Annotated in this window: 10 protein-coding genes and 1 pseudogene; 3 read left to right on the top strand and 8 right to left on the bottom strand. The window is 49.1% G+C overall.

From position 1 onward, the window contains the following. Positions 1–1,952: 1,952 nt before the first annotated feature. Entirely contained in the window at positions 1,953–2,276 is a 324-nt protein-coding gene (locus OKC28_RS17385) for a hypothetical protein (RefSeq protein ID WP_139039450.1), read from the top strand. Positions 2,277–2,388: 112 nt separating this feature from the next. Beyond that, positions 2,389–2,646 (top strand): hypothetical protein, encoded by a 258-nt coding sequence (locus OKC28_RS17380; RefSeq protein WP_005893578.1) that lies wholly within the window; start codon positions 2,389–2,391, stop codon positions 2,644–2,646. Between the two features lie 332 nt (positions 2,647–2,978). Here OKC28_RS17380 and OKC28_RS17370 read toward each other — a convergent pair. The 3 genes and pseudogenes from OKC28_RS17370 to OKC28_RS17360 form a co-directional block, all read right to left on the bottom strand. Continuing rightward, a pseudogene (locus OKC28_RS17370) lies at positions 2,979–3,113 on the bottom strand (IS5/IS1182 family transposase); the annotation flags it as partial. Positions 3,114–3,187: 74 nt separating this feature from the next. Then, positions 3,188–4,219 (bottom strand): IS630 family transposase, encoded by a 1,032-nt coding sequence (locus OKC28_RS17365; RefSeq protein WP_270690567.1) that lies wholly within the window; start codon positions 4,217–4,219, stop codon positions 3,188–3,190. A 128-nt stretch (positions 4,220–4,347) separates the two neighbouring features. Beyond that, positions 4,348–5,169 carry a transporter substrate-binding domain-containing protein gene (locus OKC28_RS17360; protein ID WP_270690565.1) on the bottom strand — a complete coding sequence of 274 codons (822 nt, stop codon included), beginning with the start codon at positions 5,167–5,169 and terminating at the stop codon, positions 4,348–4,350. Between the two features lie 145 nt (positions 5,170–5,314). On the opposite strand from OKC28_RS17360, the gene OKC28_RS17355 reads away from it, so the two are divergent. Further along, positions 5,315–6,265: an IS1595 family transposase gene (locus OKC28_RS17355; protein WP_270690564.1), complete on the top strand. Its 951-nt coding sequence runs from the start codon at positions 5,315–5,317 to the stop codon at positions 6,263–6,265. 588 nt (positions 6,266–6,853) lie between these two features. Here the strand turns inward: OKC28_RS17355 and OKC28_RS17350 are convergent. From OKC28_RS17350 to OKC28_RS17330, 5 genes are read right to left on the bottom strand one after another with little or no spacing between them, the layout of a single operon-like run. Further along, entirely contained in the window at positions 6,854–7,645 is a 792-nt protein-coding gene (locus tag OKC28_RS17350) for a M48 family metallopeptidase (RefSeq protein ID WP_024946118.1), read from the bottom strand. 4 nt (positions 7,646–7,649) lie between these two features. After that, the gene (locus tag OKC28_RS17345) at positions 7,650–10,955 is read right to left on the bottom strand and encodes a type I restriction endonuclease subunit R (RefSeq protein WP_270690562.1); all 3,306 of its coding nucleotides are present in this window, start codon (positions 10,953–10,955) and stop codon (positions 7,650–7,652) included. 2 nt (positions 10,956–10,957) lie between these two features. Further along, positions 10,958–12,496 (bottom strand): hypothetical protein, encoded by a 1,539-nt coding sequence (locus OKC28_RS17340; protein WP_270690560.1) that lies wholly within the window; start codon positions 12,494–12,496, stop codon positions 10,958–10,960. 13 nt (positions 12,497–12,509) lie between these two features. Further along, positions 12,510–13,751, bottom strand: a complete 1,242-nt coding sequence (locus OKC28_RS17335; RefSeq protein WP_270690558.1) for a restriction endonuclease subunit S — start codon at positions 13,749–13,751, stop codon at positions 12,510–12,512. Beyond that, the gene (locus tag OKC28_RS17330; RefSeq protein ID WP_043154911.1) at positions 13,741–15,264 is read right to left on the bottom strand and encodes a type I restriction-modification system subunit M; all 1,524 of its coding nucleotides are present in this window, start codon (positions 15,262–15,264) and stop codon (positions 13,741–13,743) included. The genes OKC28_RS17335 and OKC28_RS17330 overlap by 11 nt, the downstream gene beginning before the upstream one ends. Between the last annotated feature and the right edge of the window lie 47 nt (positions 15,265–15,311).

Raw genomic sequence — 15,311 nt, 5'->3', positions numbered from 1 at the left:
GCCGGCTGGAATGACGACTATCGGGCTCAGTTATTCTTTGGTTAAAATATCAACAAAGTGTGCTCCCACCCTGGGATGGGCAGGGGGCTAGATTCAGCCTCAGATTTAGTTCGAGAGCGGTTGAAACTCCTGATGAGATTTTATTAAACCGAACAGAACATCTGATATTCGTCAGCGCGAATGATAGTGATAACAGCACATTATTAACTTCCCTCAAAAAAGCTCTGAGTGGGCATACCTCTGTATCAGCATCCGAGTTAGTGAACTCCTTTTGTGCAGAATTTTCCATACAGGAACGGCAGGCAAAAAACTATATCAGAAAATGCGTATCAAATACTTGGATTCGGCGGGAAAGGAGGCCGGATAAAACGTATGAGTACATCGCCACAGATTTACTCACTGATGTATCAGTCTAAACACACAATCTCTACCATCTGGATGCAAGAGTGTAATGAACCTCTATCTATAAATAGATTGCATCCAGAATTACCCCCCTTACATATCCCCCTTTCATGCACAAGAGCGCCTAGTGCTTATTTTAGACATTGCATTTTAAATGCATTATGATTCTGAAATAAACAATTGAGCCTTTGTTTTCAAAATAAAATATGAATCACATTGAAAACAACTAGAACATGTCATTCAAGCATTGATGTCCCGCTATATGCAGGAATTCGTCTGTTTATGTTCTGTTTAAGCTCATATCCATTAAATCGAACGGCAAAAATGTTTTTATTTATATTGCTCTGCGAGCATATTATCCACATGTAATGACTACCGCATTAGCGATATTTACCATCCCAACTACGTCCACTCTGTTTATGGGCATGTTATAGGTCAAATGTTGTGCAGACAATACTCAAAAAGAGCAAAAAACAACCAAGGGTGAAATTTGTACAATTATTTTTTCAATAAATAATCCCTTAAAAATCAATGGCATGATCTTGATTTCCACCTTGACAGACGAGAGTCTCTCGGTTTACCGTGAGTGCATTCCTAGCAGCCCAATGACCGCACTGGCAGTATGGAGTTACTATGCGAGTGAATATCGAAATGACCAAGGCCCATGATATTCATAGATTATTTACCAGTAAGTACCACTGTATATACAAACAGAAGGTGCTGATTTGCCAATCTGTACACTATTACTTATCCAGCTGAACATGGTGTTTTCGTAGCCTGGCAAGAGCTGGTTCCGAACGTTAACCAATCTAGGTCGATTCATCAATTAGCTTACCGCTACGTATGGATGAAGTGGCAGAATACACGAGCACAAATATTCACATGCTAATTATATAATAAACACTTCCTTCCACCATTTAATAAGGGTACTCGATGAGATATTATTACTATAATATGAAAGTAAATGAAGCAATTCGTCAGTTTTTTGAGTGTGGAAATAAAATTAGGGATATAGCCTTCAGTTGTAATGTTGATGAATACACGGTCCGCATGTGGATAAAAGGCGAAAGAAATAGACGAAAAGAAGCTAAGAATGAAGTTGAGTAAGGTAGGCGAACACAGTGGGTGGAGAACTCTTTGAGTCATGGGTAATCAGGTACAGCTAAATGAAGTGATTTTAAATCGACGTAGATGCATTTTGCGGACCTACCCGTTGAGGTGTTGTTATAGCGCCGCAGGTGGCTCAATAAGCGACTTTACGCAGGCACAGCATAGTCGGTAGCACCTTAAGTTAAAGGTTAGCAAGCGTGCGTTGCCGCATGCAATTGCATGCGGCATCTATTCCATTAGTTCAAGCCTACCTACCTATTTTATTGCAATAACATCAACGTCAGTCGGCAAGAGAGTAGTCCATAATGCGGAGATTAATACCGCGTGCAGGTATATATGAAAATATTAGAAAAATTATTATTAGGTTCATCTTCAATTATCTGTTGAATCATCTTAATAAGCCTGATAGCCTGTTGCTGAAATAGATTGCAGGGTGTTTTATGGATGAGGAATATAATAAAAAACTAATGATGGCCACTCAATCATTTAAAGATAGGGCATCAGGGAAAGCACTGCCGGATGGTGAAATGAATTCAGACAGGATATTTATCCTTAGCCCTACAGAACGGCGAGCCTGCTGCCGTGACATAGTGCCTGGAAACCAGCGGTTCTCGTTGAGCTCAAAGAAGCATGCCTGCTCAAAAAGACACATAGCAGCCCTATTTCGTATTGAGTTAATTGATTTTGAGAGTGAGTTTAGGAAAATTAATCGCCGCAAGAACATAAAACTAACCCAGCTCAAAGGAGGTGCTAACAGGGAATAAGTGTCACCTGCCACACACGAAGTTTTAATTTATTTAATTAAACACACAGGCGTTTCTATTTTTACGTCTGGAGCCTATTCACATCTTCCCTTGAAGGGAAATGGAGTAAATAATGAAAATTTTTGACGATCTTTTTAGGCGTATTGAAAAGCACAACGGCACTCGTTCAAGCGCTTTGCTTGCTCAAGCGATGGCATCTGCTTGCAGCGATCGCTACACTGTCTCATTAGCGTCGGTCTGTGCAGTTTTGGATTCTCAGAGTAAAGAGGTGTTTGACCGCCTGGTTCGGATTGCTCAGGAGCCCGATTTCTCCAATGCCGACCAGGACCGGGCCCTTGATAAGCTACGTGCTCTCGGTTTTATCGACTGAGTGAGGATCCTGATTACCCATTAATGATAGTCACATGGATCGATACTTTTATACACAGTTAGTTATACAGGACCTTAAGAGGATATAGCATTTAACATCCTTCTAAGGTCCTGTTCTGCATTAATTTCCTTCGCCTAATTCGACGAGCATTTTTGCCAAGGAAACAACGGGCTATGCCAGCCAACCCCTTATTTTATTCAGCGCACGATGCGCGACCATGGGCAATAACGGGAACCTTCACTTCCGCTATTTTCGTCGCTTTCAAGGTCGATATGCGGCGTTATTACCCAAATCAGCTATCTGGACGTAACTTCCCCAGTCCCAGGTGACAGTTACACTTGGGGCTGCCTAACGGGCAGACCAAGAGCGCACAGTTTGTTCATGGCACACACATAACCCATGACTTCACCTACTTGCCCGTTATATTTGCGCAGACTCAGCTTCTCTGTCATCAGCTGCTTGAACCGGCCTTGTTGAACAAATCCGGGAACTATCTGGTGACTCGATGATCTGACCTCCTAAATAACTGATCCCAATAGTGCTACACCTTCGCTGTGCCATAGCCATTCCCCGGGAAAGGAGACACTGTGTTCATGAAGTGTTTCACTCGGGCCAGCAGACTGGCCATTCCTCTGCATTGATGATTGCGCGTGATGGTTTCATGTAACTTGTGCCACAGCCGTTCTATGTGATTAACCCAAGGGCTGTAAACTGGCTGGAATACCATGCAGAACTTGGGATTCTTCTTCAACCATCGCTCGGTCTGCTTGCTTTTGTGAATGATGTAGTTATCGAGGATCAGCGTGATGGTTTTGGCTCGTCGGTAGTGGTGACGCAGCTTTTCCAGCATGGCGATAAACAGCGATGAGTTTTTCTTTATCCCGCTGACGTAAAGCACTCTTCCGTTGCCTGCATGGAGAACGCCTGCCAGGTAATGTTTGGCGTTCTGTCCCGGTGTGACAACCCGCTTTTGCTGCGCTCTGAACATCCAGTCGGCCCCTAATTTGGGATTGAGGTCTATATCGACTTCATCCTCATAAAACACTGGATTAGCGGTATCACAGCGGGCCAGCGCAGCGTCGATATTCGCCATTTTCTCCTGATAGGCAGGGTCTTTTATCCGCAAGGTCGGCACGGGCCTGCGCCAGACAATACCCATGCGAGGTAACCATCGACGAAGTGTGGAGGCGGCCACATTGAGCCCTGTTAACCGATTGATTTTGATAGCCAATAGTTCGGTACACCAGCGGCTGCGCTGATAACCAAAATATTGCGGAGAAAACTGCATGAGCAGCACCAGTAAGGTGACAATCTTGGCGACAGGTAAGACTGGGGCACGGCCAGCCGGTAAGGCTTCTAGAGCCCCCACACCTTCATCCCGATACCACCGAAGCCAACGACCGATGGTCGAGCGAGCCGCGCCGGTAAGGTGATGAACATCAGTGATCGTGCGGCCTTCATGTAACAGCAAGATGGCCATCAAGCGACGAGCATGCCCTTTATCACGGGTGGCATGGATGATTTTGTGAATGCGGCGCCGTTGTGGTCGTGGCAGGGGTGGTAGGATAGGCATCAACTCAGTCCTTTTGGTGTGGCTTGTTTTGTTTGGCGACTAATGAGATCGCACAAACTGGACTGAGTTCCCTTCCTCCAGTGATCTACTATTCGGAACAGTTATTTAGAGCTATACACCCACAATGTTTATTTGTTCATAGTACAGTCTTCGCTCATATAGGTGCTAATGGAACCATCACTTTTCATGTCTTTTATTATTAGCGCCAGTTTTTCTCCTAAAGTTTTGTGGCGCTTGTTTAAATATACATAATTTTGCAATGTGTCGACTATTCCGGCAGAATAAACCAAACCGAATTCTTTGTTGTTTTTTTGTAAAGTCTCATATACTCCTTTGAAAACTAAAGTTTGCTCTACGAACACATCAGTACGGCCTCGAATTAATTTTTTTAATCCTTGTTCAGTGGATGTTATGTCACTTAGCAATGAGGAGGGTACTACTTTAGTTAGTTCTTTTTCAGCCCTCTTCGCTCCACGTCTAAATTCAACTCTCAGGCCATATAAACCAAGTTCATTCCAATGATGAAACTTTAGCGTTTTTTTAGTAACGTATGTTTCATAAGTTACTAAAAAATGTGGTTCATTAACTCGGATTAAATTTGTTGTTTGTGATTGGTATTCAGACGATCTATGAATTTCTCCGTCTACTTCACCATGTTCAGCCATTAGTGGCGCTCTTCCACCAGGGACTGCTAGATATGATAATTTATATCCAAGCCTTGAAAATGCTTCGCTATATATTCGATGAAGCCAACATCCATACATCGAGTTATACGTACCCTCAGAACTAACGAGAGTAATATTATTGGCATTGGCATTGGCATTGGCATTGGCATTGGCATTGGCATTGGCATTGGCATTGGCATTGGCATTGGCATTGGCAGATTTTAACATACCAACTAATAATGTTAGTATGATGATTATATTTCCTGATAGTGTCATTTTCATCATAAAATACTTATTTTTGTTGTATGGCTTAAGTATAGCTCTTCTTACAGAACTTGTTTTTATATATCATATGTAGACCTGATTATCCATGATTAGCAGTCACCACGAACTATACTGATCTTACGTACAGTTATCGAGGTGCGAGATCATGGCCAAAAGCAAAGTCCAATTCCAGAAAGGCTACAGCCTGTTTGAGTTTCTCAAGGACTATGGCACTGAGGCTCAGTGCGAAAACGCGCTGTTCACTTGGCGTTTTCCTAACGGCTTTGTCTGCCCTGAATGTGCCAACAAGACCTGTTGTCGCCTGAGAAGGCGGCCACGTGTGTGGCAATGCAATCACTGCCGTCACCAGATGTCATTGACTGGAAACACGATTTTCGCAAACACCAAGCTCCCACTGACCAAGTGGTTTCTGGCAATGCACCTGTTGTCACAAACCAAAACAGGCTTGTCAGCGATGGAGCTAAAGCGCCAGTTGGGCGTCAAATATGACACCGCCTGGATGCTCAAGCACAAGCTGCTGCAAGCCATGAAAGAGTCCGATGACAAGCAGCCCATCAGCGGCATCATTCAGCTCGATGATGTCTACTGGGGTGGCGAGCGCCGTGGTGGCAAACGGGGTCGGGGCGCGGCAGGCAAGACGCCGTTTGTGGCAGCAGTGGCCCTGCACAAGGAAGGACATCCAATCAAGATGCGGATGACGGTGGTCGATGGTTTCAAAACCAAGTCCGTTGCTGATTGGGCAAAACGGCATATTGCCAGTGGTAGCGCGGTGATATCCGATGGATTGGCCTGTTTCAAAGCGGTCAAGGAGGCCAATTGTGAGCACCTGGGAGTTGTCACCGGGGGCAACCTTGATTTGCTGGATCATCCGGCATTCAACTGGGTAAACACGATGATAGGGAATGTGAAGAACTCGCTGCGGGGCAGTTGTCATAAGCTCGGAGCGAAGCATTTACCAAGGCATCTTGCTGAATACTGCTTCCGGTTTAATCATCGTTTTGACCTCAATAGCATGTTGGTAGAATTGGGGCATGCAGTCGTGGCAAGCCCTCCGATGCCATATCGACTCTTGAAGCTGGCTGAGGGTCATGGGTAATCAGGTAGTGGATTGTATCTGCACCGTAGGTTGGCTGCATGTGCCGGCCGATCATGAACACCAATTCCGATTCAACGTGAACACCATTTCTGGACTAATGTGAACCGCATCGGTGACGATGGGCTGCTGAACCGTTTTTTGCTGCATGACTACTCCTACCTGACCTGCATACAACCTAGTAACTGGGCAGGGGGTCGTCAACCGCAATAGTGCACGTAAGGTATTGTTTTTACTTATTTATTTTTATAAATAATAACTATCGACGCTATCATGGCAAAAATACTACACTCAACAAAATTTGATTTTTTATCTTAAAAAAACATATAGTTATAAAAAATCACATAAGCATACATAATCACGGATATTTATTTTTATAAATAATAAATAAATGTTTTTTATTCCTTTTTTGACATAAGAGGGTGGCGGATATAGAACATTATTCTGAAGCGATTGATGATTCCGCTCAGAAAAAATGTCCGTTTTTGGCTACAAAAGGCTCCATGCGAAGAGCAATCAATGCATCCACACCAAAAAATCAGCCCGGCAAGGGTGGCCTGCCGGGCTGTGGGTGACTGACGAGCTGATAACTCACGTCAACAAGCGGTTAGCCATGCCATCCAGCTTCGCTTTGGTCTTTTCCCAACCGGGCATCACCTGACCCATCAGCCGGTAAAAGTGCTCGCTGTGATTGTGCTCGGCAATATGGCAGAGCTCGTGCAGGATCACGTAATCGATACACTCGCGGGGCGCTTTGACCAGATGCGGGTTAAGCGTGATCCGGCCATTGGGGGAACAACTGCCCCACTGGGTCTGCATGGTCAGGATGCGCAGGGGCGGACGCTCGGTGACCCAGATGGCCTGATCGAGCATGGCATTGAGTCGTCTGGCAAACACCTCCCTGGCACGAGCCTTGTACCAGTCAGCGAGCAGTGCCTGGACTTTCTCGGCTCTCTTTGCGCTATCAGTGACTAGGCTCCTGACCGATACCTCCAGCTTGCCACGCAACATCTTGACCCCCTGCACCGAATCAGGGGCTTTGATCACCTTGAGCAGGTACTGTTTGCCGAGGTAATAGTGGCTCTCACCGCTGATGTACTGGCGTGGGGTGACGTGCTCCAACTGCTGGCGAAAGTCGCGTAACTGTTCGTAGATCCAGCGTCCGCGCTGCTTGACCGCTGCGAGAACCGCATCATCAGCCGTCTCACGCGGGGCCGAGACCACGACGCGGCAATCGGGATGCACCTTGATAAGCACCTTGCCGCTAGCCTGTCTCCGTTGCACCCGCTCGAAGGCGATCCGCTCATCGCCGTAGCGAAAGCTAAAGGATGGAGCTGGAGCCTGGGGCTGAGCATCGCCCTTGACCCGAATAGGCACATTCATCTGATCAGACTCCGCTCAAGCCGACTCGGGTGATCTGCACCACCATCTCGACAATCTTCTTGGCCTGCTCCATACCACTGCCGATTGCTTTGCACTCCTGGAACATACGCGGCAGCAACTGCTTGCGAATACCCGCCTCGATGTTCTGCGGGTTGATGGAGTGCTCGGCCACCGATGCATCCACGACCGTATCGATCTCAAAGGCCAGCTTTATCCACTTCTCCTGTACCTGGCTGTCGGTAATGGCGAACACCTCCGGCAGTACCTTTTTGAACACCCCAAAGTAGGCCTGCGCGTGACGATGACCGGCAAAGGCGTCAGGAAAGTCACTCAGACGCCGCTCCTGCACCTGCTCTTCGAACTCCCGAAACAGCATGTACTGCTTGAGCGGGTGCTCGAACAGCTTCTCAGCTTCCTCGATGGCCTGGCGCAGTAACTTGGAGAAGGCTTCCTGAGCGTAGGGGTCGTCGCGTAGCTCCTGCTCGATCATGCGGGTGACGCGAGTCTTGATGATGTCGGTCTCGTTACGGGTCTTGTTCTCGTTCCACTCTTCTGGCTGTTTTTGGCCCATCTTGCCGACTTCATAGAAGCCACCCGGCTCTTTGACCTCTACACCGACCACATGCTTATCCAGCAGCTTCTTCACCTGCTCGGCATATTCGTCGTAGTCAACCTTCTCACCGGCATCCTGCTGCACCAGTTGGCGCAGGCTGGAGAGCTGTTTCACCGTCTCCTTGTAGTGACGGCGATCCGCCTCGCTAAAGGCACCGTCCTCGAAGAAAGAGGCCGACTGCAACGCCACTTTCAGGCAACTGGCAAACGCCGTGAGCGCCTCGTAGAAGTCTTCTCGCACCTTGAGGTTCACATCCACCAGTTCGCCGTCCAGTTCCTCCATCTTGGGCACCAGCACTTGACGCAGTTGCTCGATATCCTGCTTGTTCTTCACCCCGGCGAAGATGCCCCACAGGGCCTGATAGAGCTGTGGCAGCCGCTTGTACTCGGTGCCCATCTGGTTGTAGAGACCTTTGAGATCGTCAACGTCATAGCCGCCTTGGGTGCGGGAAGCAAGATCCTGATACTTACCGATGGTGGTATCCAGCTCGGATAAGATGCCGCGATAGTCGATAAGCAGACCGAACTGCTTCTTCGGGTGCAGCCGGTTGACCCGCGCAATCGCCTGGATCAGGTTGTGCTCTTTGAGTGGCTTGTCGATATAGAGCACTGTGTTCTTTGGTTCATCGAAGCCGGTCAGCAACTTGTCCACCACGACCAGCAACTTGAGGGGATCATTCTCATCGGCAAAACGCTCGATAAGCGCCTTGGAATAGACCTGCTCATCCTGAGTACCGACATTCTCCTTCCACCACTGAGTGACCAGCGGTGTGGTCGATTCATCCACCTCGGTGTTGCCTTCCCGGCTGTCGGGCGGACTCATCACCACCGCCGACTCGAACAGCCCCGCCTCATCGAGGTACTTTTTATAGAGCACCGCCGAGGCCTTACTATCGCAGGCCAGCTGGCCCTTGAGCCCCTCGACAATGTGGTTTGAAAAGTGACTGGCGATATCGAACGCAATCAGCTTGATGCGATCTTCCGCGCTGTAGATCTCGCCCTTGCGGGCAAATTTGCGTTTCAGATCGGCCTGCTGCTGCTCATTTAATCCCTGGGTAATGCGCTCAAACCAACTGTCGATGGCCCGCTCGTTGACCTCCAGATCGGGGATACGCTCCTCATAGAGCAGCGGCGTCACCGTCTTGTCCTCGACCGCCCGCTGCATGGTGTAGGCATGGACGATGGGGCCAAACTTGTTGGTGGTCTTGTCATCCTTGAGCAGCGGTGTGCCGGTAAAGGCGACAAAGGCGGCGTTGGGCAATGCCAGCTTCATGCGGACATGGTTCTCGCCCCCCTGGCTGCGGTGGCCCTCATCGATCAGCACGATGAGATCCGGGCTCTTGTTGATGCACTCCGGCAACTTGGTCGCTGAGTTGAACTTCTGAATAAGCGAGAAGATGATCCGCTCGCTGCCCTTACCGATCTGCTCGGCCAGCCGCTTGCCCGAGGTAGCCATGGCCGCCTCTTTATCTTTCTTGCCCGCGAGTTCACCGCTGGAGGCAAAGGTCTTGCTGAGCTGGCTCTCCAGATCCACCCGGTCGGTCACCACCAGCAGGCGACACTGTTTCAAACTATCGTGCAGGATCAGCGCCTTGCTGAGGAACACCATGGTGAACGACTTGCCCGAACCAGTGGTGTGCCAGATCACCCCACCTTCTCTCCCGCCATCGGGGCGTTTCTGGTTGATACGCTCGATCAACCGCTTGATGCCAAACACCTGCTGGTAACGGGCGACTATCTTGCCCGCCTTCTTGTCAAACAGGGTGAACAGGCGGGTCATCTCCAGCAGCCGCTCCGGGGAAAGCAGGCTGATGAGCAGCCGATCCTGATCGCTGACGGCCAGTTCGCCCGCCGCAACCAGCGACTGATACCAGTCCAGGTCGGCGGCGGAACGGTGGCTAAACAGGGCGGAGAGTTGTCCGGATGAGAGCGGCTGATTCTTGATGGCTGTCATCTCACCATCACCGATGTCCTCCTCACGCCAGGCGGCCCAGAACTTCTCTGGCGTACCGCAGGTGCCATATCGCCCCTCGATGCCATTGATGGAGAGCAGTAACTGGCTGTAGGCAAACAGCAGCGGGATCTCGTCCGGGCGCTGGTTGCGCAGGCTCTGGGAGATCCCCTCCTTGATGGTCGGCCCTTTTTTGGCGTTGCCATCCGGGCGCTTGGCCTCAATCACCACCAAGGGCAAGCCATTGACGAAACAGACGATATCCGGGCGACGCGACTCGATGCCCCCTGCGCGGGTGACCCGAAACTCTTCGGTAAAGGTAAAGCGGTTATTGTGCGGATTGTGCCAGTCAATCAGGGGGATGGTTGGGCTCACCTTCTTGCCATCAACAAACTCGGTGACGGACATGCCATAGAGCAAGTGGTTATAGAGCCGCTCGTTGGCCGCCTGCAATCCTTCATTCAGGGCCGGGCTGCACAGCTCGCTCACCAGATTGTCCACCGATTTGGCCGACAGTGGATAGGTCTTGCCCGCAAACACAAAGGTGCGCTCGGCCAGCACGCTGCGCAGTTGTTGGCGCAGCACCACCTGATCGGCCTTGTTATCCCTTGCGATAAGCGCCTGTTCGGGGGAGAGGAAAGTCCAGCCCAACTGGGTGAGCAGGGTCAAAGCCGGGATCTTGGCGCTGTACTCTTCCTGAAATTTAGGTGTTGACTGGGTCATCGCTGATACAGAAGTGTTCGCCACGATTATTCCTCTTGCAGAGCAGCAAAGACTTGATCCAGCCACAGGCGATCACCTTGAAGTCTTGTGCGATCATCTACGGGAATTACCGTCAATAAGTGGCTAAATGTATGAGAAATACGTAGCTTATTGCGTAACCGCCGTTTTTGATCTTCTGCGGTGCCATCCACACTCCTTGCAATGAGAATTAATTTCCGACCTTGGTTCTCTACCAGTTCACGGAAAAGCCCATTAATGTGGCTGTCGTCCTTGTTAAATCCGAAACCCACAACGACGATAGCATCAGACTCAGCATAAGCATCGAAAAGCCTGACGTACCGCCGTGACATGGCCACCGAAGTAAGAGGCTTAAGACCGCTTTGTGTCAGGATGAAAGGAACATGGATCTGACTGTTATCTACATCATCTGGGTTATCACAGGTAATGACAGCATTTTTATAAGGGTTGTAATAGTCATGCACACTGCCATTCAGATGAATTATTTCCGGCAGCGCTATGTCCATGCCACGGAAAACCTCGGCTAGCAGACTGTTGTAGTTGGCCGTACCGATGGCCGAGAATGTGAGATCTCCATCGAATGTAGCCAGGTCGTGGTAATAACCTTGAGCCGGAAGCTCTTCGGCTGTTGGCGCCTGAGCACTGATGTATTCGCGGGCAATCTTGAGAAAAATAACCATGCGAGTGAACTTGGCCCACTCAGTGGATGGCGAAAATAGGTAGCGGAAATGATCATCTATCAGCTTCTGGTAGTCAAGCACCGTCGTAAATAGGTTTTCTAGTACTTTTTGTGCTATTGAACAGAAAAGAGTTAGGGCTGTTGCCCCCTCACCAATATCAAAATTTCGGTTCTCTTCCAGCAACAGTTCCAAAGCCGTTGAACCAATGCGGTTAAATTCCAGGCGGAACATACCAGCAATATCATCAAAGATGGGCAAATCATCCGGTGCCGCCTCGAACAGTTCTTGGTTCAGGCGTTGCACAAGAGCTTGACCATGGGCGCCAACTAATAACTGTAAGAAGGATGTAACGTACCTTTTTAGATCATCGTTGTGAGCTGATTCACGAACTACATCCAACATGGCTGAGTAATATTCAGACTCAAATAACCTGACGTCTCTAGCCAATAACTCGTTAAGGCGAATATCGTGAGTGTATAAACGCTCACCTATGGTGGTGCCTGTCAGTTCTAAAAATGCCTGCTCTAGCGTTGCTTTATCGATGCCCAAGGCCAAAATAGCATCATCACACTCTTGATCGAAACGGTTTAGACGCCGAATTATTTCGTCCCGCTTGTATTCGATAGATGATTCGATAATGCTGGTAAACTCATTACGTCCAAAAGCATAAATACTCTTGCCAACATATCCTTGTGGTAGCCAGTCATTGGCATAAGGTGAACGCGAATCCAATGTACGAAGCTGGTCACGTAGTTCGGTCTTGTATTGACTTGGATCTTGACGAAAAAGGTCGATGGCAAATTTTCCACCACTAGGCAGACCGTATCCGACTTCTGCTCCAGCACCAAAAAAGAATCCCAGCTTCATAGCTATCACCTATTTAGTTGATTTTAACTCGGCATTTTCCGGTCAGAAGTTGTTGCATCAGTGCTTTTTTTTCTTGCTTGATAGCATTCAATTTCTGCTGGAGAGCAGTGACTTCCTGATCAGCCGTGCGGAGCACTGCGGAGATGTTTTGCTGTTCATCTAGTGACGGCAGAGGCACTTTTAGTGAAAAGAAATCTGCTGGCTTTACATTCAGTAAGCCATGAGCACGACCGCCCTCATGTGCAATCTGTGAGAGACCGTTATTAAGCAGTCCAGACTCAAAATAGTGCTCCCAGAAATCACTATCTGCTTTTGTCGGTTCAGAAATCTCGAAGCAAATATACAGAGTAGTCACAACGCCATCATCATAACGATTAAGGCGCTTTATGGCACCCATCGGATAACCATTTGAATAGCTCTTGTTGTAAGCAAACTGGCCATTTTTCAACAAAAAATAGCCATCAAGGATTTCAGACGCGACTGATTTTTTAAAGAAATCCTCTTGGCGGATCAAGCCCTGTTGCCCAGACATGGTGACAACATTGGAACTTTTTCCATTATTTTTTGTTGTCACTCTTTCAAATATTTTTGATAGTTTTACTTGTTTCCATTCCCCACTAAACCTCACTCCATTGTTATCCAGCAGGCGTTTTTTGCCGGTTAGAAGTTGTTGCATCAGCGCCTTTTTCTGCTGCTGGCTATTGGCCAGCAGTTGCTCGGTGGTGCTGATAGTCTTATCCCAAGTGGAGAGAATTTGAGCAATTTTCTTTTGTTCTGGGAGTGGCGGTATCAGTCCTATTACTGAGCATAAGCGGTCTGGAGAGGTATGTTTTACCTTTGTTCCTGTAGACTGCTCAGTAATCTGCCTTCTACTAGAAGGCGCATTGAAAAAGAGATAAAGAAATTCTAAGCAAACGCGCTCCTGTCTGATTATTTGCACCAAACCTAGTCGCTGGTTGTGTAAGTACTTGCTGTTTTCAGGTACAAAAAGAGCACTTCCCAGAAGCCCTTCTGCTTGTTCAGTCATAGCGATGAGCATGTCACCTTTTTTAAGCAAATAACCACGTGGAACATCGCCTTTGTAAAATTTTGTCTTCGCCCCCTGATTTCTAAACCCGCCAGACTCATAAAAACTTCCTGGCGTGAGTAGAACCATATCTCCATTATCTGAGAAATATTCGCTTTTAAAGGCAAACCCGTGCTTTACAGAGATCAAACCTTGGAGGTCTCTTTTCTCCCACCCATTAGGCACCATAACCCAACTCCTCCAGATACTTGGCCATCTCGATTTCCAGCTCGGCCAGTTGGGTTTTCAGTTGTTCGCGCTCGGCCCGTACAGCCAGCAGATCGATCTCCTCTTCTTCCTCGAAGGTATCCACATAACGGGGGATATTGAGGTTGTAGTCGTTCTCCTTGATCTCTTTGAGCGAGGCAAGGTAGGCGTATTTATCAACATTGCCGCCATTGCGATAGGTGGCAACGATCTTGGCGATATTGTCCGCACTTAGCAGGTTCTGGTTTTTACCCGCCTTGAACTCGCGGCTTGCGTCGATAAACAGCACATTGTCATCCACCTTCTGCTTTTTAAAGATCAGGATGGCGGCGGGGATGCCGGTGCCGTAGAAGAGTTTCTCCGGCAGGCCGATCACCGCATCGAGCAGGTTCTCGTCGATCAGCTGCTGACGGATCTTGCCCTCGCTGGAACCCCGGAATAACACGCCGTGGGGCACCACCACCCCCATGCGGCCGCTCTTGGGCTTGAGGGTCTCAATCATATGGAGGATAAAGGCGTAATCCCCCTTGGTCTTGGGCGGCTGCCCGCGCTTGAAGCGACCGAACTTATCGTTCCCCGCCTCCTCATGACCCCATTTATCCAGCGAAAAGGGCGGGTTGGCGGTCACGATATCGAAGCGCATCAGATCGCCGTTTTTATCGAGCAGCTTGGGGTTGCGGATAGTGTCGCCCCACTCGATCTTGTGGTTGTCTTCCCCGTGCAGGAACATGTTCATCTTGGCCAGCGACCAGGTAGAGCCAATAGCCTCTTGACCGTATAGGGCGTAGTGCTTCTCGCCATGGTTTGCCACCACCTTGCGTCCGCACTTCATCAACAGCGACCCCGAGCCACAGGCCGGATCGCAGATGGTGTCGCCCGGCATCGGCTCCAGCAACTCGGCGATAAGATCGGAGACTTCGGGCGGGGTATAGAACTCCCCCGCCTTCTGGCCGCCGCTGGCGGCGAAGTTCTTGATGAGATACTCGTAGGCGTTGCCGATCACATCCAGGGTGCCGACCCGGCTCGGCTTGAGGTTGAGCTCATCCTTGGCAAAGTCTTCCATCAGATGGCGCAGTATGGTGTTCTTCTGCTTCTCTTCGCCGAGGCGGTCGGTGTTGAAGCTGATGTCCTGAAACACGCTCTTGCCCGCGTCTTTGAGCTTGGTGCCATTGGCCTCTTCGATGGCGTGCAGCGCCTGATCGATCCGCTCGCCGTTGCCCGGCTCGTGACGACGCTCGAACAGGCTGTAGAAACTGGCCTGTTTGGGCAACACGAAGCGCTCGTTTTTGAGCATCTCTTCAATGAGCTCCGGCTCATCGCCATATTCGGCCTTGTAGCCATCGTAGTGATCCTGCCAGACATCGGAGATGTATTTCAGGAACAGCATGGTGAGCACAAAATCTTTATAGGTATCAGGGCTGACAGTGCCGCGAAAGGTATCACAGGCAGACCAGAGGGCCTTGTTGATATCGTCCTGGTTTATCGAGGTAGTCATAAGTCACAATTCCTTGGGTATTTCTTGGAAAAATGGGCTGCTCAGCA

This window comes from Aeromonas sp. D3 (assembly GCF_027705025.1).
Lineage (GTDB): Bacteria > Pseudomonadota > Gammaproteobacteria > Enterobacterales > Aeromonadaceae > Aeromonas > Aeromonas salmonicida.
Note: the sequence above shows the minus strand (reverse complement) of the source record. Positions and strands in the feature narration are given on the sequence as shown.

What these genes read in the sequence shown, in the direction of transcription:
- OKC28_RS17385 (WP_139039450.1), top strand. Translation starts at nt 1,953, where the DNA reads ATGGATGAGGAATATAATAAAAAACTAATGATGGCCACTCAATCATTT.
- OKC28_RS17380 (WP_005893578.1), top strand. Translation starts at nt 2,389, where the DNA reads ATGAAAATTTTTGACGATCTTTTTAGGCGTATTGAAAAGCACAACGGC.
- OKC28_RS17365 (WP_270690567.1), bottom strand. Translation starts at nt 4,219, where the DNA reads ATGCCTATCCTACCACCCCTGCCACGACCACAACGGCGCCGCATTCAC.
- OKC28_RS17360 (WP_270690565.1), bottom strand. Translation starts at nt 5,169, where the DNA reads ATGATGAAAATGACACTATCAGGAAATATAATCATCATACTAACATTA.
- OKC28_RS17355 (WP_270690564.1), top strand. Translation starts at nt 5,315, where the DNA reads ATGGCCAAAAGCAAAGTCCAATTCCAGAAAGGCTACAGCCTGTTTGAG.
- OKC28_RS17350 (WP_024946118.1), bottom strand. Translation starts at nt 7,645, where the DNA reads ATGAATGTGCCTATTCGGGTCAAGGGCGATGCTCAGCCCCAGGCTCCA.
- OKC28_RS17340 (WP_270690560.1), bottom strand. Translation starts at nt 12,496, where the DNA reads ATGAAGCTGGGATTCTTTTTTGGTGCTGGAGCAGAAGTCGGATACGGT.
- OKC28_RS17335 (WP_270690558.1), bottom strand. Translation starts at nt 13,751, where the DNA reads ATGGTGCCTAATGGGTGGGAGAAAAGAGACCTCCAAGGTTTGATCTCT.
- OKC28_RS17330 (WP_043154911.1), bottom strand. Translation starts at nt 15,264, where the DNA reads ATGACTACCTCGATAAACCAGGACGATATCAACAAGGCCCTCTGGTCT.